The sequence below is a fragment of the Microbulbifer sp. genome, assembly GCF_051659245.1.
Classification (GTDB): domain Bacteria; phylum Pseudomonadota; class Gammaproteobacteria; order Pseudomonadales; family Cellvibrionaceae; genus Microbulbifer.
The window spans coordinates 42,207-61,438 of the sequence record NZ_JBOFOC010000194.1 but is presented as its reverse complement, the minus strand read 5'-3'; the positions used below and the strand labels follow the sequence as shown (position 1 = coordinate 61,438).

19 protein-coding genes and 1 riboswitch are annotated in these 19,232 nt (G+C 61.1%); all 19 genes read right to left on the bottom strand.

Translation table 11 applies throughout. The annotated features are described in order from the left end of the window. Nucleotides 1-138: transposase (locus ACRC0P_RS18565; RefSeq protein ID WP_438632738.1), on the bottom strand; the 138-nt coding region annotated here is incomplete at its 3' end. A 145-nt stretch (nt 139-283) separates the two neighbouring features. After that, the gene (locus ACRC0P_RS18560; RefSeq protein WP_438632793.1) at nt 284-2,329 is read right to left on the bottom strand and encodes a hypothetical protein; all 2,046 of its coding nucleotides are present in this window, start codon (nt 2,327-2,329) and stop codon (nt 284-286) included. Between the two features lie 94 nt (nt 2,330-2,423). Next, nucleotides 2,424-2,774: a GNAT family N-acetyltransferase gene (locus tag ACRC0P_RS18555; RefSeq protein WP_438632792.1), complete on the bottom strand. Its 351-nt coding sequence runs from the start codon at nt 2,772-2,774 to the stop codon at nt 2,424-2,426. 12 nt (nt 2,775-2,786) lie between these two features. Then, nucleotides 2,787-3,260, bottom strand: a complete 474-nt coding sequence (locus ACRC0P_RS18550) for a YciI family protein (RefSeq protein ID WP_438632791.1) — start codon at nt 3,258-3,260, stop codon at nt 2,787-2,789. 28 nt (nt 3,261-3,288) lie between these two features. Further along, on the bottom strand, nt 3,289-3,723 hold the full coding sequence (locus ACRC0P_RS18545; protein ID WP_438632790.1) for a GFA family protein: 435 nt from the start codon (nt 3,721-3,723) through the stop codon (nt 3,289-3,291). Between the two features lie 658 nt (nt 3,724-4,381). Beyond that, nucleotides 4,382-5,188, bottom strand: a complete 807-nt coding sequence (locus tag ACRC0P_RS18540; protein ID WP_438632789.1) for a cobalamin-binding protein — start codon at nt 5,186-5,188, stop codon at nt 4,382-4,384. Nucleotides 5,189-5,263: 75 nt separating this feature from the next. After that, a complete protein-coding gene (locus ACRC0P_RS18535; RefSeq protein WP_438632788.1) occupies nt 5,264-6,295 on the bottom strand; it encodes a threonine-phosphate decarboxylase in 1,032 nt (343 codons plus the stop codon). Between the two features lie 82 nt (nt 6,296-6,377). Continuing rightward, nucleotides 6,378-7,298 carry an adenosylcobinamide-phosphate synthase CbiB gene (gene cbiB / locus ACRC0P_RS18530; RefSeq protein ID WP_438632787.1) on the bottom strand — a complete coding sequence of 307 codons (921 nt, stop codon included), beginning with the start codon at nt 7,296-7,298 and terminating at the stop codon, nt 6,378-6,380. Continuing rightward, entirely contained in the window at nt 7,292-8,116 is an 825-nt protein-coding gene (cobS, locus tag ACRC0P_RS18525; protein WP_438632786.1) for an adenosylcobinamide-GDP ribazoletransferase, read from the bottom strand. Before cobS ends, cbiB begins: the two co-directional genes overlap by 7 nt. Next, nucleotides 8,100-8,699 carry a histidine phosphatase family protein gene (locus ACRC0P_RS18520; RefSeq protein WP_438632785.1) on the bottom strand — a complete coding sequence of 200 codons (600 nt, stop codon included), beginning with the start codon at nt 8,697-8,699 and terminating at the stop codon, nt 8,100-8,102. Before ACRC0P_RS18520 ends, cobS begins: the two co-directional genes overlap by 17 nt. Next, entirely contained in the window at nt 8,689-9,726 is a 1,038-nt protein-coding gene (gene cobT, locus ACRC0P_RS18515) for a nicotinate-nucleotide--dimethylbenzimidazole phosphoribosyltransferase (protein WP_438632784.1), read from the bottom strand. The genes ACRC0P_RS18520 and cobT overlap by 11 nt, the downstream gene beginning before the upstream one ends. A gap of 159 nt (nt 9,727-9,885) precedes the next feature. Then, a complete protein-coding gene (gene cobU, locus ACRC0P_RS18510) occupies nt 9,886-10,407 on the bottom strand; it encodes a bifunctional adenosylcobinamide kinase/adenosylcobinamide-phosphate guanylyltransferase (RefSeq protein WP_438632783.1) in 522 nt (173 codons plus the stop codon). A gap of 5 nt (nt 10,408-10,412) precedes the next feature. Further along, on the bottom strand, nt 10,413-11,207 hold the full coding sequence (locus ACRC0P_RS18505) for a heme ABC transporter ATP-binding protein (RefSeq protein WP_438632782.1): 795 nt from the start codon (nt 11,205-11,207) through the stop codon (nt 10,413-10,415). Continuing rightward, nucleotides 11,204-12,217 (bottom strand): FecCD family ABC transporter permease, encoded by a 1,014-nt coding sequence (locus tag ACRC0P_RS18500; protein WP_438632781.1) that lies wholly within the window; start codon nt 12,215-12,217, stop codon nt 11,204-11,206. Before ACRC0P_RS18500 ends, ACRC0P_RS18505 begins: the two co-directional genes overlap by 4 nt. Next, nucleotides 12,214-13,686, bottom strand: a complete 1,473-nt coding sequence (locus ACRC0P_RS18495; RefSeq protein ID WP_438632780.1) for a cobyric acid synthase — start codon at nt 13,684-13,686, stop codon at nt 12,214-12,216. The genes ACRC0P_RS18500 and ACRC0P_RS18495 overlap by 4 nt, the downstream gene beginning before the upstream one ends. A gap of 84 nt (nt 13,687-13,770) precedes the next feature. Beyond that, complete coding sequence (cobO, locus tag ACRC0P_RS18490) at nt 13,771-14,385, bottom strand: cob(I)yrinic acid a,c-diamide adenosyltransferase (protein ID WP_438632794.1); 615 nt, start codon at nt 14,383-14,385, stop codon at nt 13,771-13,773. A 45-nt stretch (nt 14,386-14,430) separates the two neighbouring features. Next, a complete protein-coding gene (locus ACRC0P_RS18485) occupies nt 14,431-16,293 on the bottom strand; it encodes a TonB-dependent receptor plug domain-containing protein (RefSeq protein ID WP_438632779.1) in 1,863 nt (620 codons plus the stop codon). A gap of 101 nt (nt 16,294-16,394) precedes the next feature. Next, a riboswitch (cobalamin riboswitch) is annotated at nt 16,395-16,532 on the bottom strand. Between the two features lie 190 nt (nt 16,533-16,722). Further along, nucleotides 16,723-17,940: an alpha/beta hydrolase family protein gene (locus ACRC0P_RS18480; RefSeq protein WP_438632778.1), complete on the bottom strand. Its 1,218-nt coding sequence runs from the start codon at nt 17,938-17,940 to the stop codon at nt 16,723-16,725. A 192-nt stretch (nt 17,941-18,132) separates the two neighbouring features. Then, nucleotides 18,133-19,230 (bottom strand): AI-2E family transporter, encoded by a 1,098-nt coding sequence (locus ACRC0P_RS18475; RefSeq protein WP_438632777.1) that lies wholly within the window; start codon nt 19,228-19,230, stop codon nt 18,133-18,135. Between the last annotated feature and the right edge of the window lie 2 nt (nt 19,231-19,232).

Here is a 19,232-nt window from a genome sequence, read left to right as displayed (position 1 = left end):
CAGGTAGAGCACCGCACACCACACTTCGTACAGGTCTACTTTGCGCGGTTTGGTGCGCTTGCTGGCGTTCTCCAGTAACGGCCTGACGGCCTCAAACTGTTCCCGGGTGATATCGCTGGGGTATTTCTTCCGTTTCATCTGCCCAGTATCGGATATTTGCGAAAGATCTCAAACAGGTTCTTAACCCAATGCAGGGTTTCCTATGAGTGAGTAGTTAGTGCGCCAAATTATTAAAAAAGCCGGCTCTGGGAGCCGGCTTTGACAGGTCAATCAGTGATGTCGACTAGGGGCAGGCGCTGCCGCCGGACGCATCCGAACACTGCAGTTCCAGCTCAACACTCTCACCATCGTTCAATGACCCGTAGGCAGAGAAGCTGTAGGCGACGGAACCATCGTCCCCGGTGGCCATGACCTGCACCCAGTCGTTTTCAGCGGCCATACCATCCGGAAACTCCAGGGTGACTGCATCGCCCACCGGCACGTCCTCAAAGCTGTCTACTGGCCCATAGCCGGCCCCATTGCCTTCCCGGTTGACTTCGATATCGCAGGTAGTGGCCGCGGTGTCCTGACTGTTGCTGCAGTAGAGTTGGATGCTCTGGGCCGCGGGGCCCTGCACGGATTCTTCATCCAGGATTATGGCCACGCTGCTGACCAGGCCGGTTTCCTGGGTGCCGGACAGCTCGACAAACTGACCGTTCTGGCTGTAGGCGCCGTTGGAGGTGGCGGACCATTGAATCAGGGTGGCCTCCGAGGGAACGTTGATGCTGAGACTGTCGTGGATCAGTACGTCGGTTTGCGTAAATTGCTCGCCGTCGGACAGTGTGGCCACCAGATCCAGGGTGCAGGGGATGGTGGTCCCCATCGATGACAGGCACTGGACATCCACGGCTTCAACCGGTGTTGTGGTGAGTGTGAGCAGCACGTCTTCGGCAATGCCGGAGGTGACGCTGCCCTCTCCCAATACCTGCTGTCCATCGAAATCCACCGGGTTTGGGGTTACAGCCACCCAGCTGAACTCGGTGAACTCATCCAGGGCCGGCCAGCCGGTGAAGATGGTGGCGCCCTGTGCCGGAACGGTTTGAGTCAGGTTGTGGGTGCCATCCGTCAGGGTGACCGAGCAACTTACCGGAGTGCCATCGGGCAGCTCGCAGCGCACAAAGTTCTCACTGGTGGGTGCATCCAGCGCAATGACCACGTCGGCGGACATATCGCTGGTCAAGTCGCCCATAAAACCGCCAAAGGAAGTGGCATGCCAGTCGATGGTTGCGCTGGTGGGCATGTTGATAATGGTGGAGCCGCCTTCCGGCAGTTGCCCGTTGCGGGTAAAGACGGAACCGTCATCCAGCGTGACCTCGGCACTGATACCGCAGGGTACTGGGCTGTTATCGAACAGCCGGCACTCCACATTGATACTGCCCCCGTTTTCGAACTTGAAATCCCAATTCCAGGTGGAGAAGTGGCTGACTTCCGCATGCACCGCCAGGCCGACCGGGGAAGTGGCCGAGGCAACCACGGTACCGATGGTGGAGTCGTCCTCTACCCACACGCCCTGGGTTTCGTCGAAATGCCACATGGGCACGGTGCTGCCGACAGCCAGCGCCGCATTGTTGATGCTGGCCTGCGGCAAATCCACCTGTATTTCCGCGGTGGTTCCGGGAGCCAACTGCAGGTAGTCACCGGCCTCGTTGTGTACGGAGAGCGTAAGCATCCCGGCGCTGATCAGCTCCGTTGGCGAACCTGCGGCGTCCACTGCCTGGCCGTTTCCGGGCATGGCATTGAGCTCGCCATTGGTAATATCCCAGGGGGTAATCTGAACCCTGGCAGAGCCGGTGGCCGGTTCGCCATCGGGGGTGACAAAAGCGCTGGCGGGAAAGGTAATCCGCGCACCCAGGTCCGCCGCGCTCAGAGTCCGGGCGGATTCGATATCGTCCAGGCTGAGGGTCTGTTTTACCGGTGTCAGCCGGATGGGCGTGATGCTCTCGTCCTCGCCGTCGACTTTCAGTGCCTGGGTGACAAACCCCTCTGCTTCGGCGCGCACGACATAGGACTCCTGGTCCGGCAGGCTGAAATGCACCCAACCGGTTTCATCGCTCTGGATGGTCGATTCATCGAGGGTGACCGACACACCGGATAACCGGGCGCCGTCGTGGGTTTGCACCACAAAGCTGAGATCGACGCTGGCCGGCGGTGGATCAGTATCGTCGTTGTCGTTATCCGGTAAGGGGTTGCCGCCGCCGTTACCGCCACAGGCGAACAGGGTGGTGGTCAACAGCGCGAAAGAGAACGCTTTCAGGTAGGTTTTGGGTTTGGCGAACGGTAGTTGGCCCATGGTGATTGCCTCTTCGGTTGCTTGAGTAAACAGTGTTTCCGTAGAGGTAGTCGCAGCGGCGGGCAGTGAGGTTCAAAAAAAATGGTTCTGCTTTTCAGGATATCCGGATAGGGGCTTCCGCCCAGTCTCTCCGCAACAGGCTGAACAGCAGCGCATCCTGGACCTCCCCCATATGAAAATAGCATTCGCGCAGCAGTCCCTCGCGCTGGAAGTCGAGTTTTTCCAGTACGCGGATGGATGCGACGTTGCGCGGGTCGGCATCGGCGCCGATGCGGTGCAGCTTCAGTCTGTTGAAGGCGAATTCGATCACCGCCGGTAGCGCCTGCAGCATCAGTCCCCTACCCCAGTACTCACGCCCCAGGGCGAAGCCGATATCCGCGTGGCGGTTGTGCCTGTCGATTCCCGCCAGGGTACAGGTGCCGACAATGGCGCCGTCTTTTTCCAAGCCCCATGATAGTCACGGTGACTTTTTCGCTATGCGCCCGTGCAATTCGTTGAGTTCTTTGAGCGCCGCAGAGCCGTACCAGGGGTGCAGCTCCATCACTAGGCGGCCGGCCTTGATCGCCGGATCTGACTTCGTAAGACTGCGCGCTTCATCCACACTCTCCACATCGAACACGTAGATACCGCGCAACTCAGCCCCGCCCAGGAAGGGCCCGGCGAGCACCAGCACGCCCTCCTCGGCCAGCCGGTTGATATTATCCAGATGCGCACGCATCAATTGCGCAGCCTCTTCCTTGCCCTGATCCTGGTTGGGGCCCGCTTTGAGCAGAGCCATGACGTATTTGCGCATGCCGTAGTCATCGGCACCCAGCTCCGTGGCCAGTTTCGGGTCGTATTCTGGAGGTGTTGCTGCGGCTGCCATGCCGGGAGCCGCCAGAAAAACGCAGAAGGAGAAGACGGCGAAAAAGGGCCTGTTGATTATTTTCATTGATTGTTTCCTCTGGTCTTGTGCAGTTTTAGTCCGCCGTTTCCCGCACTTTTTCGTGCGAACCGGGAAACTCATCGTACTGCGGCAGGTCGTCGTTGATTTCGTACCAAGGGGACTTTGAGGTAACGAAAAAGTGCCCTTCTACTTTGTTATTCGGGCTCTGTTCCAGCCCGCCGAGGGGGATTCCTATCTTGTCCGGGCTCTCGTCGTAGGTGCTGATCAGGCTGGAGCCGCAGATGGAGCAGAAGTTTTTTACGGTGTTTTCCGAAGAATGGTAGCGGGACAGGTGTTCCTCACCCTTCAGCCATTTGAACTGGCTGCTTTTGATAGTGGCTCGGGTGCGAAAGGCGGCGCCGTGCCAGCGGCGGCACTTGGAGCAGTGGCAATTGAATATGGGCCCCAGCTCACCGGTGATTTCGTATTCGATGGCCTCGCAGAGGCATTTCCCCGTTAACTTTTGCACGGACGGCTCCTTTTCTATGCCAGATTATCCTTCAGTATTATTTGATTATCGGCATCCAAAATAAAGGGGCATAGTCCACCGATTTCAGGGCCGAATCAAGTCAACTGATCCAACGCGGGTCAAATTCAGCAAGGCCCAGCCACACCAGCATCCTGTACAAAGCGGCGATGACAATACCCGCGCCCATCATTATTCCCAGTGGATAAACTACCGAAAAGCCCGGCTTCACGACTGACCCTGCATGACCCACAGGGTTGTAGTGAACGAGGAACTCCTCTGGGCCCGCCGGTCAGACTCGAATGGTAGTAAGTTAAGCGGAAGCCCCTTGTAGGAGCCTGCTTGCAGGCGAATTGAGGTCGTGGCAAGGCACCGGGAATGTTCGCCTGCAAGCAGGCTCCTACAGCGCAATCCTCAGGGGCAGGAGCAGCTCGAGGCTTAGCTTAGTCGTAGGATGGGCAAAGGAGCGTAGCGACGTGCCCATCTTCCGGGACCTTGATGGGAACGCCACGCTTTGCCCAATCCGGCCGCTCCAGGTATTCACGGCGCCTTCGGCCCTACAAATATGCCGATTTTCGGCTTAAGGTAGCGGTATTAGAGTATGACCCCATTGATTGCAACGAGGATTCATGGCGAGGATTCGTAACAAAGCGCCAGGCATCTAGCGGTGGCGCACTCGCTGCAACTGCTCGCAAAGCATTTCGGCACCATCGAGTATGCGCATGGTGTGCCGCTGAATAATATCCGGTGGCACAAAAAACAGGTTCTTCTCCCTTACCGCGGTAAGCGCTGGATATTCCAGCCAATCACCCAGCCACTCGGGGCGCTGCTCGCCCATGCCACTGGCAACAATGGCGTCCGGGTTGCGGGCAAGGACGGATTCGATATTAACCTTGGGCGCCAGGGATACGGCATCGGCGAAGGCGTTGCGACCTCCGCACAGGCGAATCACATCACTCACCAGATGCTCACCGTTCAGGGTTTGTAAGGGGTCGTTCCATACCTGGTAGAAAACGCTCACCGGAGCGGCGCCCCGATACAGCTGCTTTAGTTCACGCAAGCGCGCGAGCCACTGATCCCCTCTCCGATTGGCCACCTCGCTGGTACCGGCGAGTAACCCGAGGGTGCGCACTTCACCAACAATATCTTCGAGGCTGCGCAGCTCGTCCACATACACCGTGAGCCCCAGCCGCTCAAGCTGGCGCGCCACTTCCGGGCCGTTACCCGAAGACCAGGCGAGTACCAGATCGGGTTTGAGTGCGAGCACGGTTTCGTAGTTGACCAGCTTGTAGCTGCCCACCTGAGGCAGCTCCGCAGCCTCAGGTGGGTAGTCGCTGTAGCTGACCGCCGCTACCAGTTTATCGCCAGCACCGGCGGAATAGACGTTTTCCACAATATGTGGTGCCAGAGCCACAATCCGGCTGGCCGGCTCCTGCAGGCGAATTACCTCGCCCCGCGCGTCGGACACTTCAATAGGCGCCGCTGCGGCCGCTGCCGGGAGCAGAGTACATAAGAGTGTGAAAAGCAAAACCTTTATCATCACCTAACCTTTGACTTCGCAAGCATGGTCCAGAGCCAGCCCCAGGCGCTGACCACCATCATCCGCCAAACCCAGCCGCAACCAGGCCTGTTGTTCATCCCCGGGCACTTTATAACCCCAGCGTGAATAAACACCGGCTCGCCCCAGGCGCTGGTACAAGCTATACAAGCTTCGCGATTCGCCATGAAGCGAAATAAACAATCCAGCATTCGTGGCAACGGCAGCCTCAGGCAGACGCCCTTCGAGCAATTCCATAAGGCGCTGACTTGTATCCGCGATGTGTCGTCGCTGCATCCCGTGCCAGGCGGAATCCGCAAGCGCGCGGGTAGCAGCCCAGAGCGCGGGGGCGCTCACTGCCCAGGGGTCCATGGCATCCCGCAGTTGCTGGACACAGGAACCTGAGCCCAGCAGAAAACCCAAACGCACTCCCGCCAGGCCAAAAAACTTGCCCAGCGAGCGCAGGACGTAGAGTCGGGGGTTTTCCGCCACCCTCCCCGCCAGCGAGAGCTCTGGATTCACATCGGCAAAGGCTTCATCAACCAGCATGATGCCCGGGAGTTCCCGATAAAGGTCGAGCAGCGCTTGCGAAGAGATGCGTTCACCGGTGGGGTTGTTCGGATTGATAACGACCGCGTGCCGCACGCGCCCGGAGAGAATCAGCTCGGACAACGCCTCACGGGAGCGGTAGTACAAAAGCTGGTGCCCCGCGTTTTTCCAGCAGCGGGCGTGCTCCGCATACCCAGGCGCAGGCACTGCCACCGCTGCGCCATCTAACAGGCCCGGGAATCGCGATATCGCATATTGGCTGCCCGGCACCGGCAACAGGTGTTCCCGCCCCGCGCCGTAATATTCACTGGCTGTATCCATCAGCGGAGACTGATCCGCGGGCAGCGAGCGCCAGACGTATTCGGGAACCTCTCCCAGCGGGTAGCTCCAGGGGCTGACGCCTGTGGACAGGTCCTGCCAGCCGCCATCCGGTTCGCCGAACAATTCCGTGGCATGGGCGAGATTACCGCCGTGAAATGTCTTACTCAATTACAATTTCCAAACAAAAACATGTAACTACTCAATCATAGGGAACCTGCATTGGCTTAAGCGAGCCACCCTGTAGGAGCGGCTACAAACAAAAACCAAGAAGCATCATCAGCACCAGTGTTGCGGCAACGGCACGGGCAGCCAGAGCCTGCGCGCGGGGAATATCCGCCGCCGTTGCCACTCGGCCGGCAGTAGCCGGCTTTTCCTGCCACTGGCCGTGATAACTGGCACCGCCGCCGAGGCGAAGTTCGAGTGCCCCGGCGCCGGCGGCAATAACCGGGCCGGCGTTGGGACTGGCCCAGTGGCCCGCACAGCTGCGCCACTGCTGGAGCGCCTCCGGCCTGTTTCCAAACAGGGTGAAGGCGGTGGCGGTGATACGAGCGGGAATAAAATTGAGCAGATCGTCGAGGCGCGCGGCGGCCCAGCCGAAGGCGCGATAGCGCCGGTTGCGATAACCCCACATGGCATCCAGGGTATTGCTCAAACGGTAAATCAGCACTCCGGGCAGGCCGGCAATGGCAAACCAGAAGAGTGGGGCTACTACCGCATCGGAGGTATTTTCCAGTAGGGATTCTATAGCCGCACGCGCCGTTTGCGCTTCGTCCAGGTTATCGCAGTCGCGGCTGACAATGCGCCCCACCGCAGTGCGCGCACCGGCCAGGTTTCCCCGCTCCAATGCCCGGGCAACTGGCGCTATGTGGTCGCTCAATGCCTTCCAGCCAACCGCAAAATATACGGAACCCGCTCCGAGAATCAGTGCCCAGGGCCCCTGCACCTGCAGCGCCCGGTCCCAGAGCAGGTTGCCGGCCAACCACACCGGCACCAGCAGCAGTGCCACGGCCAGTATGCCGTACACCTTTGGGTATTTGGCATCGGTGCGATTGAGCTTGCGCTCGAGCCCGCTGGCCAGCCGCCCAAACCCCACCAGCGGGTGAAGGCGACGGGGCTCACCCAGCAACCTGTCGAGCAGCATCCCGAGCAGCAATGCGGCAGCGATTACCACAGCGCCACCAGGAGAATCAGGACCAGCAACTCACTCAGTTCCACCAGCGCACCCAGGCAATCCCCGGTGTAACCGCCGATCTGTTCGTGCCAGAAGCGCCACCAGTAGAGCACCAGCAGCGCCAGCGCCGAAAATAACACGCCGGCGACCAGGGGGCCGAGCAGTAAACTGACCAGGGCACAGGTGACCAGGGCCACCAGCCAGAGTGTCTGCACACCAGCCGTTTGCGCAGGTGCCACCACACCCTCGCTGCGGGCGTAGTCGGCCAGGGCCATAAAAGGCAGTACCACCGTGCGCGCGAGCAGCGGAGCCAGCAATACCGCCAGCAGCGATACGCCCTGTTCCCACAGGCTGGCCACAGCCACCACCTTGAGCAGCAGCACCAACAACAGCGCTACCAGCGCTACGGCGCCGCAGGCGGGATCATGCATTACCTGCAGAATACGTTCGCGCCTCGCCGATTTGTCGGCCATCTTGTGGCCGGCGCAATAGCCGTCCATGCAATCCGCCAGGCCATCGAGATGCAGGGCGCCAGTGAGGAGAACCCACAGGGTCACCATCAGCGCCGCCGCCAGCCAAGTGCCCAGGGGCGCGAGGATAATGGCGGAGAGCAACAGCAGGCTTCCCATCAGCGCTCCCACCAATGGATAGAAATACACTGCCCTGGCGGCGACTTCGGTATCTGAACTCCGCACAAACCTCCCCACCGGCAGGCGGGTGAGAAACATCAGTGCATAGAAAAATGCCTCGGTACCCCGGCGCAGTTGATCCCTCACATAGGGTTTGTCCCCGGTATGCAGTTTATCCTTGATATACATAGGCGGATTCCTGCGGGTAGAGAATATTCAGATTGCGGCTATCGAAATTCAGCGAAGCGGCAAAACCGTACCCGACCGTCAACTCCATCATGTCCGACGGCGGCATCCCGCGCGCCACCGAGAGCAGCAGCCTGATCACACCGCCATGGGTAACCAGCAGTGTCCTGTCACCAGCCCCCGCGCACGCTATCTTCTCCACCGCCGCCAATACCCGCTGGCGAAAATCCCCGTAGGGCTCACCGCCGGGCGGACCCACTTTGTCCGGTGCGCGCGACCAGGCCAGGCAGTGGTTTTTGTGCTCCCGCCAGATTTTCTCGATACTCTGGCCTTCCCACAGGCCGAAACCGAATTCCCTGACCCCCGGTTCTATACTCAGGGGCAGATTCAACTTTTTCGCCTGCTGCTCGGCGAAGGTGCGGCACCGCTGCAGAGGCGAGCTGACAATGTGCGTCCAGGGTCCGGCGAGCTGTGCCAGGCCTTCGCGCATCTGCCGCCACCCCTCTTCCGTCAAAGGCACATCGGTATCCCCGCGAAAGATATGCCCACCCTCGCAGGCTCCGTGCCGCAACAGATCAATCTGCACTGGCCACTCCGGCCTCGGCAAAAGTGGCCATTTGGTTGTGCAGCGCCAGGGCCTGGCGAATCACACCCGCCGCCATGGCCGCACCGCTGCCCTCGCCCAGGCGCATATCCAGGGATAACAGCGGCTCTGCCCGCAATTTGTCCAGCGCCAGCTTGTGCCCGGATTCATTGGATAAATGGGAGTACACCAACCAGGGCTCTATGCCGGGATTGATCGCCAGGGCAACGGCGGCAGCGGCGGTGGTGATAAACCCGTCCACCAGTACAGGCACGCCTCGCTGGGCGCAGCTGATATAGGCGCCCACCAGTGCGGCAATCTCAAAACCGCCCAGGGTCTGCAGCAGTTGCAACGGGCTCTGGCGTTTGGGGCTGTGCAGGACCAGCGCTTTTTCGATCACCGCTACTTTGTGTTCCAGGACCCGGTCATCAATGCCGGTGCCGCGGCCGGTGATGGCTGCCACAGGCAGCTGATACAGCGCGGCCAATATTGCAGCGGCGGCGGTGGTGTTGCCGATTCCCATTTCACCGCCGAGAAATACATCCGCCCCGACGACCTGATCGCGGCCGGCATTGAGCGCCATTGCCAGTTGCTCTCTGCTCATGGCAGGCTCCCGGGTAAAATCGCCGGATGCAGGCGCGATACGCGCGTCGATCAGATCGGGATGCTCGGGTGTCTCGCCGGTACAACCGAGGTTGACCACCTTGAAATCCGCCCCCAGTTTCCTTGCCAGCACACAAATCGCCGCACCGCCGCGACAGAAATTCGCCACCATTTGCGCGGTTACCGACTGGGGAAATGCCGACACACCCTGTGCGGCCACACCGTGATCGGCGGCAAAAACGCGAATGACAATGCGCTCGAGCTGCGGCTCGGCGGTTTGTTGCAACCCGGCAAAACGCACCGCCAGGCTTTCGAGCTGTCCCAGGGAGCCCGGCGGTTTGGTCAGATTTTGCTGGCGCGCGAGCGCCGCCTGGATAAATGTTTCGTCCGGTACCCGGGCGGGTACCGTCAGCCAGTCCAGATCCATAATTAACCTTTAACAGTTATGCTGAGCAGAGTGATAAGGCCCGCCACCAGCCTAGTTTCGTAGGATGGGCAAAGCGAAGCGTGCCCATCAAGGCCGCGGAAGATGGGCACGTCGCTTCGCTCCTTTGCCCATCCTACAAAGAGAGCGGGCCATTCAACCTCAACCTTTCAGTCGCAGTGGCAGGCCCGCCACAACCAGTGTCACCTGATCACAGCGTTCGGCCAACGCCTGGTGCAGCCAGCCGCTGGCATCCACGAATTCCCGGGACAGCTGCCCCAGCGGCACGACGCCCGAGCCGACCTCGTTGCTCACGAACAGCCAGTTGGGAGCAGTGCCGGTTGCCTGGCGCCGGTCCACTTCCGCCAGCAATTGCCCGCGCTCCTTTTCCCAGCAGCCGACGTGCAGGCAATTGCTGATCCACAGGGTCAGGCAATCCACCAGCACCCAGGTGTCGGGCCCGGAGATGCGCGCGAGGGCCCGCGCCAGGTGAAGGGGCTCTTCGCGGGTCTGCCAGCGCGGGCCGCGATCACCGCGGTGCCTGACAATGCGCTTTCGCATCTCATCGTCGCGCGCTTCGGCGGTGGCCAGGTAAATCGGGCTCTTATCGCCACACTGCGCTTCAGCGCGCTCCTGCGCATACCGGCTTTTACCGCTCCTGGCGCCGCCCAAAATCAATTGCATCGCAGCTAACCCCCGAGAATCACCGGTTTGCCCGTTTCCGGGTGAGAGAGTATCAATACCTGTGTATCGAATACGTCGCTCACCAGAGTGTCCGTCAACACGACTTCCGGTTCGCCCTGGGCGACGCAGTGGCCATTTTTTATCAGCGCCAGCCGGTCGCTGTAGCTGGCGGCGAGGGTGATATCGTGCACGGTCATCAGGACCCCCACCCCGGTTGCGGCAAATTCCCGCACGGCGCGCATCAACTGATACTGGTGGCCTATATCCAGGCTGGTCGCCGGCTCGTCCAGCAACAGTAGGCGGTACTGGCCCCCGGCATCCTCCGCCCGCCAGATTTGCGCCAGTACCCGCGCCAGTTGCAGGCGCTGCTGCTCGCCGCCAGAAAGCGTTGGATACAGCCGCCCGGCCAGGTGCCCCACATCCATCGCCTCCATGGCTTCGCGACAGATGTGCAGATCCAGGGCCGCGCCGGTGCTGTGCGGGCCCCGCGCCAGTGACACCACCTCCAGGCCGGTAAAGGCAAACTCCAGCGAATTGTGCTGGGTAAGCACCGCCACCCGCCGCGCGCGCTCGCGCGCGTCTATGCCGGCGATGGCCCGGCCGCCGAGCTCTATCACACCGCTGTCCGGCTGCAGGTCATTGGCAATGGCGCGCAGCAAGGTGGTTTTACCCGCACCATTGGGGCCGATAACCGATACCACCTCACCGGCGCTCACGGACAGTTCGGCGGCATGCAGCAGGCGCTTGCCCGCCACATCCACGGAAACCCCCGAAACTTTCAGTAACTTCAGCGGGCTCACCGGATCAGCTCCCGGTGGCGAACCAACAGAAAGACAAAAAAGGGCGCGCCTATCAGGGCTGTCACCAGCCCCACCGGCAGTTCGGTGGGCGCTATCACCGTGCGGGCAAGGGTATCGGCCAGCAGCAGCAGGCTGGCGCCGCCCAGCGCCGACAGCGGCACCAGCATGCGGTGATCCGGCCCCACGCACAGGCGAATCATATGGGGCACCACCAGCCCGACGAAGGCAATACTCCCCGCTACCGCGACGGATACGCCCACCCCCAGTGCCACCAGCACGATCAAGTGGGATTTCAACCGCTCCACATCCACCCCCAGGTGGCGCGCCTGGGATTCGCCCAGCAGCAGGGTATTCAGCCCCCGCACCGTGGATTTCATACTGAGCAAAAGCACAGCCAGTGTCGTCAGCACCAGCAGAGCCCGCGCACCGGTGGCACCATCCAGCCCACCCATGCGCCACAGGCTCATGCGCCGCAGGTTGGCGCTATCGGCGAAGTAATCCATCAATCCGGTTAGGCTGACAGCCAGTGCCTTAACGGCGATGCCCATCAGCAGCATGGTGGCCACCGAGGTGCCGTGTACGCCCGTGGCAACCCGGTACACCAGCCACACGGCAACCAGGCCGCCGGCAAAGGCGCCCAGGGATACGACTCCCAGCATACCGCCGCCGAACATGATCGCCGCACTGGCACCCACGGAGGCACCGGCGGTTACGCCGATCAAAGAGGGGTCCGCCAGTGGATTGCGAAACATGCCCTGCAGGTAGGCGCCACATACCGCCAGCACGGCGCCCACGGAAGCCGCCAACAGCGCCCGCGGCAGGCGAATGGCTCGCACGATATCGCCACCAAACCCCTGCAGTTCACCGCCGGCCAGGGCCCGCAATACGTCGGCAAAGGGCAGAGCCACCGAGCCCAGGGCTATGGCGACCACCAGGCTTGTGGCCAGCAGTGTCGCCAGCACGATGGACGTCCACAGGCGGCGCTGTATACGGTTGGCGGCAAGGTTCATTGGGCGGCCAGTCTGGCGAGCCAGCTTGCATCCAAATGCTGTTCGAACACTTCCGCCAGGCGTTCCAGCTGCGCCTCGCGGTGGGCGTTCAGGTCGAACTGTGCCGGGGATTGGGATGCAAAGCCGGCCCAGAGCAACAACTGTTCCAGTGCCTCGGGGTGATCGAAGAGACCGTGCATATAGGTGGCGAGAATATTGCCGTCCTCGCTCAGGGAACCATCAGTGGTTTCCCCATCTTCTCCATGCACTTTGAAAACACCCGAGGCCATGGCGGGGCCATTGGTTGCGCCGCAGTGAATTTCGTAACCGGTGAAGGGCACGCTGAGATTATTTAAGGTGAGTCGCCCGTGCCGGTTGTGGAGTTTTTTATCTTCCAGGAGTTCGCTGGAATAATTCAGATAGCCCAGACCGGTGGTGCGCCCGGGAGTACCTTCCATGCCATTGGGATCGTCAATAAACTCACCCAGCATCTGCAGGCCGCCACAGATACCCAGGATTTTGCCGCCGTAGCGCAGGTGTCGGTCGAGCTTGTTCCGCCAGCCGTTGGCGAGCAGGTGCTGTAAATCCGCGCGCACGCTCTTGCTGCCGGGCAGTATCACCAGGTCACAGGGCGGCAGTTCATCCGCCGCGGACAGATACTGGAAATCCACTTGCGGGTGCAGCCTCAACGGGTCGAAATCCGTGTGGTTGCTGATACGCGGCAATACCGGCACGATAACTTTTAGCAGCTTTGCGCCGCCCTGCCGCTGGGCGTTGTGAATGGCATCTTCCGCGTCCAGGAAGAAATCGGCCAGGTAGGGCAGTACGCCCAGTACCGGTTTGCCGGTTTTTTGCTCCAGCCAGTCCAACCCCGGCTGCAGGAGTGAGAGATCTCCGCGAAAGCGGTTGATGACGAAGCCTTTCACCCGTGCCCGTTCGCTGGGTGACAGCAGCTCCAGTGTCCCTACCAGGTGGGCGAAGACGCCGCCTCGGTCGATATCGGCTACTAGTATGACCGGGCAGTCCACCGCCTCGGCAAAACCCATATTGGCGATATCGTTTTCGCGCAGGTTGATTTCGGCGGGGCTGCCCGCGCCTTCCACCAGTATGCAATCGTACTGCTGGCGGAGGCGATCGAAGGATGCCAGCACTGCGTTTTTCGCTGTGGTCTTGTAGGCGTGATAATCCAGCGCCTGCATATTGCCCAGGGCCCTGCCGTGAATAATCACCTGCGCGCCGGTATCGGAAGCGGGCTTTAGCAGTACCGGGTTCATATCGGTATGCGAATCGAGGCCGCAGGCCTGTGCCTGCAGGGCCTGGGAGCGGCCTATCTCGCCACCATCGACGGTCACGGCACTGTTGAGTGCCATGTTCTGGGGTTTGAAGGGGGCGACCTTGACACCGCGTTTTTTCAGCAGCCGCGCCAACCCCGCCACCAGTGTGCTTTTACCGGAATCCGAGGTCGTGCCCTGTACCATAAGGCAGTTCATGCTGTGCGCGCCCTGTTAATACTCAAGTTTCGGAGTTCAGACCGAGCTGTGCAACTCCCAACCTTCTGGACTCCGAAACTTGAGTTAATAGTCCACACCCTTTCTGGCTTTGACGCCGGCTTTATAGGCGTGCTTTATATCCTTGATCTCCGAGACGGTATCGACCAGTTCCTGCAGTGCGCTGCCGCCACCGCGGCCGGTGATTACCACGCTCTGCTCGCGGGGGCGGCTGGCAATGGCTTGCAGCACCCGGGTTTCATCCAGGTACTTGTAGGCGATCATATAGGTCAGCTCATCCAGCACCACCAGGTCGACGCTCTCGTCGGCGAGCAGTTTTTCCGCCTCGGCCCAGGTTTTTTCCGCCTCGCGGATATCGCCGCTGCGGTCCTGGGTATTCCAGGTAAAGCCGGTGCCCATTTGATAGAGATACACTTGCGGGCAGTGGTTTTTAAGGTAAAGCTCCTCACCGGAGAGCTGCGCGCCCTTGATAAACTGCACCACGCCCACCTTCTGGCCGTAGCCCAGGGCGCGCATCACCATACCGAAAGCAGAGCTGGATTTTCCCTTGCCGTTACCGGTGAGCAAAACGGCCACGCCCCGTTCGATATTCGCGGCGGCGATGCCGGCATCCACCTTGGCTTTCTGCTTTTGCATCGCCGCCTTGTGGCGTTCGTTCTTGCTTTTCTCCTGCTCGCTCATAGTCGCCTCAATGGGCGCCCGCATCGCGAGCACCCTTTTCGTAGATTAAAAAGTAACCTCGACACCCGCATAACCGGAGGCACCGGCGGTGCGGTAACCCGGCACTTCCACATAGGACTTGTCAGTGAGGTTTTCACCGCGCAGGTATACCGTTACCGAGGGGTTCAGTGTATATCGCAGGCTGGCATCCAGCACTTGGTAGTTGTCCTGTGCCTCGCCGCTGGTATCCACGGCACCCCGCGCTGCGCGCAGGTTCAGGGAGGCGCTGAGCGTATCCACCGGTACATAGGTGAGGCCGATGTTGGCCATGTGCTCGGGCATCCGCGCGCGCGGCGCGTCGGCGGCGTCCTCGGCATCGGTGTAGGTGTAGTTGGTGTTCAGTACCAGGGTGTCGGTCAGGGGCGCATCCGCGATCAGTTCTACCCCGCGCGAGCGGCTCTCGCCATCGCTCTGGATATACCCGGTCCAGTTCACCAGGTCAAAACCTATCTCATGATCGATTCTCTGATCGAACAGCACGGCCTCCAGGTGCAGGCCATCGTCGCCGAAGTACTCCACGCCGATATCAATCCCTTCGCTTTCTTCCGGCGAGAGGGCGGCCAGTTCTATACCGTACAGTTCCAGTGCCTGGTTGTTGTAGTCGGTTTCGAACAGGCTCGGCGCGCGGAAACCCGTGCCGTAGCTGGTTTTCAATTTGAGCGAGCCGGCGGCAAAGGCGTCGATCAGGTAGGCGCCGCTGAGGCGCAGGCTGTCGTGATGACCGAAATCGTCGTTATCGTCCCGGCGCACGCCGGCGGTGAGATAAAAAGTATCGGCGTAGTTGCCCTGGTATTCGGCGTAGAGGGCCCATTGGTCCCGCTGCAGTTCTCTTACCGAGTCCTCGCGCTGCTCCAGGCCATAGACCAGGGCATGGGCATCACTCAGGTCGGCGCGGCCGGTGAGGTTGAGTTTTTCAATCTCGCCTTCGGTATCGTAGGAGACCGCCCCCCCGGCGAAGTTTTTGCGGGCAATTTCCGTGCGCGAGTAAGCCAGCTGGTTTTCCAGTATCCCGGTTTTGTGGGTCATGCTTACGCGGGCATTGGTCTGATCGAAGTCGCCTGTGCAATCATCCACCGCGGGGAAACTACAGCGGTCGAACTCGTTGGAGGCATCGGTATCCCGCGCCACCGCTTCCAGGCGCAGCGAATCGCTGATGTTCCAGCCGCCACGCGCATGCAGGGTGGTATTTTTGTAACCGTCGTCATCGCGCAGCTCCTTATCGTTCAGGCTGGTATTGAAACCGTCGGTGTCGGCGCGGGTCGCGGAGACAAAATAATCGGCGGCTTCCCCACCACCGCCAAGGCTGGCGCTGTAACGCTGCGAGCCGAAGCTGCCGCCCTCGGCGGCAATGTTGACTTCCGTATCCTCTCCGGTGCTTCGGGTGCTGATATTGAGTACGCCGCCGGCATCGGCGCCGTACATCATGCCCTGCGGGCCGCGCAACAGCTCCACCCGCGACACATTGCTGCTCAGGATATGCTGGATGGGCGCGCTGGCCTGGAGGTCCGTGGGGTCGGAGACGTCCACACCGTCGATTCGCACCAGGGTGCGGAAGCCCGCCTCGCCCCGCACTCGCAGGGAGCTGACCTTGCCCATGCCGCCGGAGTTGCTTACGGAGACGGAGGGCATGGCCCGCAGCACATCCGCCAGGGCGGTAAAGCCGCGTGCCTCGATCCGCGCTTCATCCATCGTCGCCACAGAGGTGGCCACCTGGCGTAACGGCATCTCCCGGCGGGAGCTGACCACCACGACGGTTTCCAGTCTTGGGGTTTCCAGGCCGGGTACGATCTGGGCATTATCGGTCGTCTGCGCCGCAACAGGCGCACTGGAAGCGGCAACCACTGCCGCAGTGAGAATAGACTTTTTCAAGGTTCAATCCCTAAGTTAGGAGAGCTTGGGATCGAGGGAGGAATAGCAATGCGGACGCCGGGCGCGATGATTCGTATTGCCAGATGGTAGCCCTCCGCTCCATCACGGTTTGATATCGGGCCGGTATCGGGCTGACAGCATCTTCTGGGAGGGCTGATCACCGTTGCGGGGGCAGCGCCGGATTTCCGGACTTCCCGTTTAACCTACTCAGCTATAACACCGCCAATTAAAGACGGGTCATGCAGCAGGCACCTGATATCGTGGCCCGCAATTTACGAGGCGCCGGACAAATTGTCAATTTGGCGGACAGGAGTTCAAGTCGCTCCCGGACAACGCCCGCGGCTCTGGTGGCAGCCCCTGCCGGTAGCCCATCCCCACGAAAGCAGACCGCCAGTATGAGCACAGTCATATTCACCGCAACTACTTCCCTCACGCCGGCATCACCCCCGCGAGCCAGTCGAACATACGCTGGTCATAGAGGCTGCGCGCCTTGGGTTCGCAGTGCCAGTTGGCGCCTTCCGCGGCGGTGAAGCTGGCGATGGTTTTCGGGCAGGTGAGTGCGTTGTAGACCTCTGCGGACTGCCCGGGCCAGAACTGTTCGTCCTCCGGATCGGCGACAAACATCGGGCACTGAATCCGCCCGATCACGTCGCGGACGCTGTACTGGCGCACGGCCTTGTACAGTTGGTAGTAGCTCTGCACGCCGTAGGGTTTCATTCTCCAGAGGAGGTTCTGGCGCAAATCCGCGCTCTCCTCTTCGAGTCCGGTATCCATGGCCTCGTTGAAATCCTTTTCCCTACCCGCGTTGAGAAGTTCGATCATTTCCGGCGGCATATAGCGGAAAAAGGGCGTGAACACATCCATCACACCCGGATCGGCAATACCCGCGGCGATCCGGTGTTCGAATGCCAGTGCGCGCAGTATCCAATAGCCTCCCTGGCTCAAACCGGAGAGGGCGATCCGCCTCGGGTCCACGTCCAGCCGTTCTTCCAGGAAATCCACCACCGGCGCAATGACTTTTTCCCAGTCGTGGCGGAAGGGTATGCCGTGCAGCCACAGCATCGCATTCTGGCCGGGGCCGTCGAATACCAGCGCGGCGTAGCCCCGTTCGAGCGCCGCCGCCACTCCGAATTGCCACATGGCACTGGTGGCGCCGTCGCTGCCGTTGTTGAAGATAATCGTGGCCCTGCGCCCGCCGCTGCTGTTGGGGCGGAAGAAATAGCCGGGCAATGAAGCTCCTTCATAGGGAATGTAAACTTTCTCTGCCGGCGGGCTCAGCCCGGCGCAGAACTGCTCCCAACAGTCCAGGTGCCGTTTCCAGGCGGGCACGCCCCGGGACGGGTCTTCGGTGCCGTCGATAAAAATGGCGGAAGCGGAAAAATAGCCGGCGGCACGCAGAAAGGCTTTCCTCGCACTCACCGGGTGGCCGGCCGCGGCGCAGCCTTCCGCAATTTTCTGTATCCGCTCCGCGAGTGCATGCCACTCCCGATACCATTGCTCAAAATCGCCGGAGGGAATACGCCCTATTGTCGAGAGGATCTCTCCCGCGTCCGCCGCGCCATAGTAACAGCCGCCGAGGAGGATCTGGGTTTCAAAGTCCATCTGCTCGTGCTGCATGAAATACTGCTTTCGCTGGGTTGCACTCATTGGCACAGCTTTCCCTCAAGGTGTTTTGATGTCCCTAAGTTTAGACCGGGGGATCGGATAGGAAGCTCGGGAGGCGCGCCCGGGATGGCGGGCGGAGGCGGGGCGCTATTCGCGTGCAAGTCACGGCGGGGTTCCCGCCCGGAGCCTGGATTCGCTGCCGGGCGGTTTCCGCCGGATTTCGGCGCCGGTGGGCTACCGGTCCGGAACGTCGCTTTGCTCCGGGCCGGCGCTCAATGGGGTGCTGTCGGAGGGGCTGACGAACTCGCGGATAAAGATTTCCCAGAAGGCCATAAACAGCGCCGCCAGCAACGGTCCTATGGCGAAGCCGCTGATGCCGAACATAAACAGCCCGCCCACGGTGGAGAACAGCACGATATAGTCCGGCAGCTTTGTGTCGCGGCCGACCAGGATGGGGCGCAAAAGGTTGTCCACCAGCCCGACCACCGTGATGCCGTAGACGATCAGCACCGTGGCCTTGATCGGCTCGCCGGTGGCGTAGAGGTAGAGGGCGGCGGGAAACCAGATCAGCGCCGCGCCCACCGCGGGCAGCAGCGACAGTAGGGTCATGACCACGCCCCACAGCAGCGGTGCCGGCAGCCCCAGAATCCAGAAGATCAGCCCGCCCAGGGCGCCCTGGGTGACCGCGACCACCAGGTTGCCCTTGATGGTGGCGCGGGTGACCTCGGCGAACTTGGCCAGCAGCAGGTGTTCGCGTTCATCCCCCAGGGGCAGGGCGCGGATCAGCAGGGTCACCAGCTTGTCGCCGTCGCGGATGAGGAAGAAAGTGAGGTAGAGCATCAGCCCCAGCATCACGAAAAAGTTGAGGGTGTTCTGCCCCAGGGCCAGGGCGTTTTTGGCCAGGAAGCCGCCGGCGCTCATCACGCCGCTGAGCAGCCGCTCTTTCAGCTGATCCAGGTCGACACCGATCCGCTCCAGCAGGGAGTTGATGCCGGGAAAGGCGCTGTGCACCTGCTCCAGTTGCTGGGACAGGTCTATCTCCCCGCTCTGGATTTTCTGGTACAGGTTGACCCCTTCGTTGACAAAGGAGCTGGCCACCAGCAGTACCGGGATCACCACCATCACCACGCACAGCAGCAGGGTGAGCAGCGCCATCGAATTGCGCCAGTTGGGGTAGCGCCGCAGAAGGCGGCGGTACACCGGGTAAAAAATCAAGGTGATGGCACAGGCCCAGAAAATCGGGGTGAAGAATGGCTTGAGCAGCAGTGCGAAGGCCAGGGTGACCAGCAGCAAGGCAAGTACAAACGAGCGCTGTTCCAGCTTTTCCTGCACTT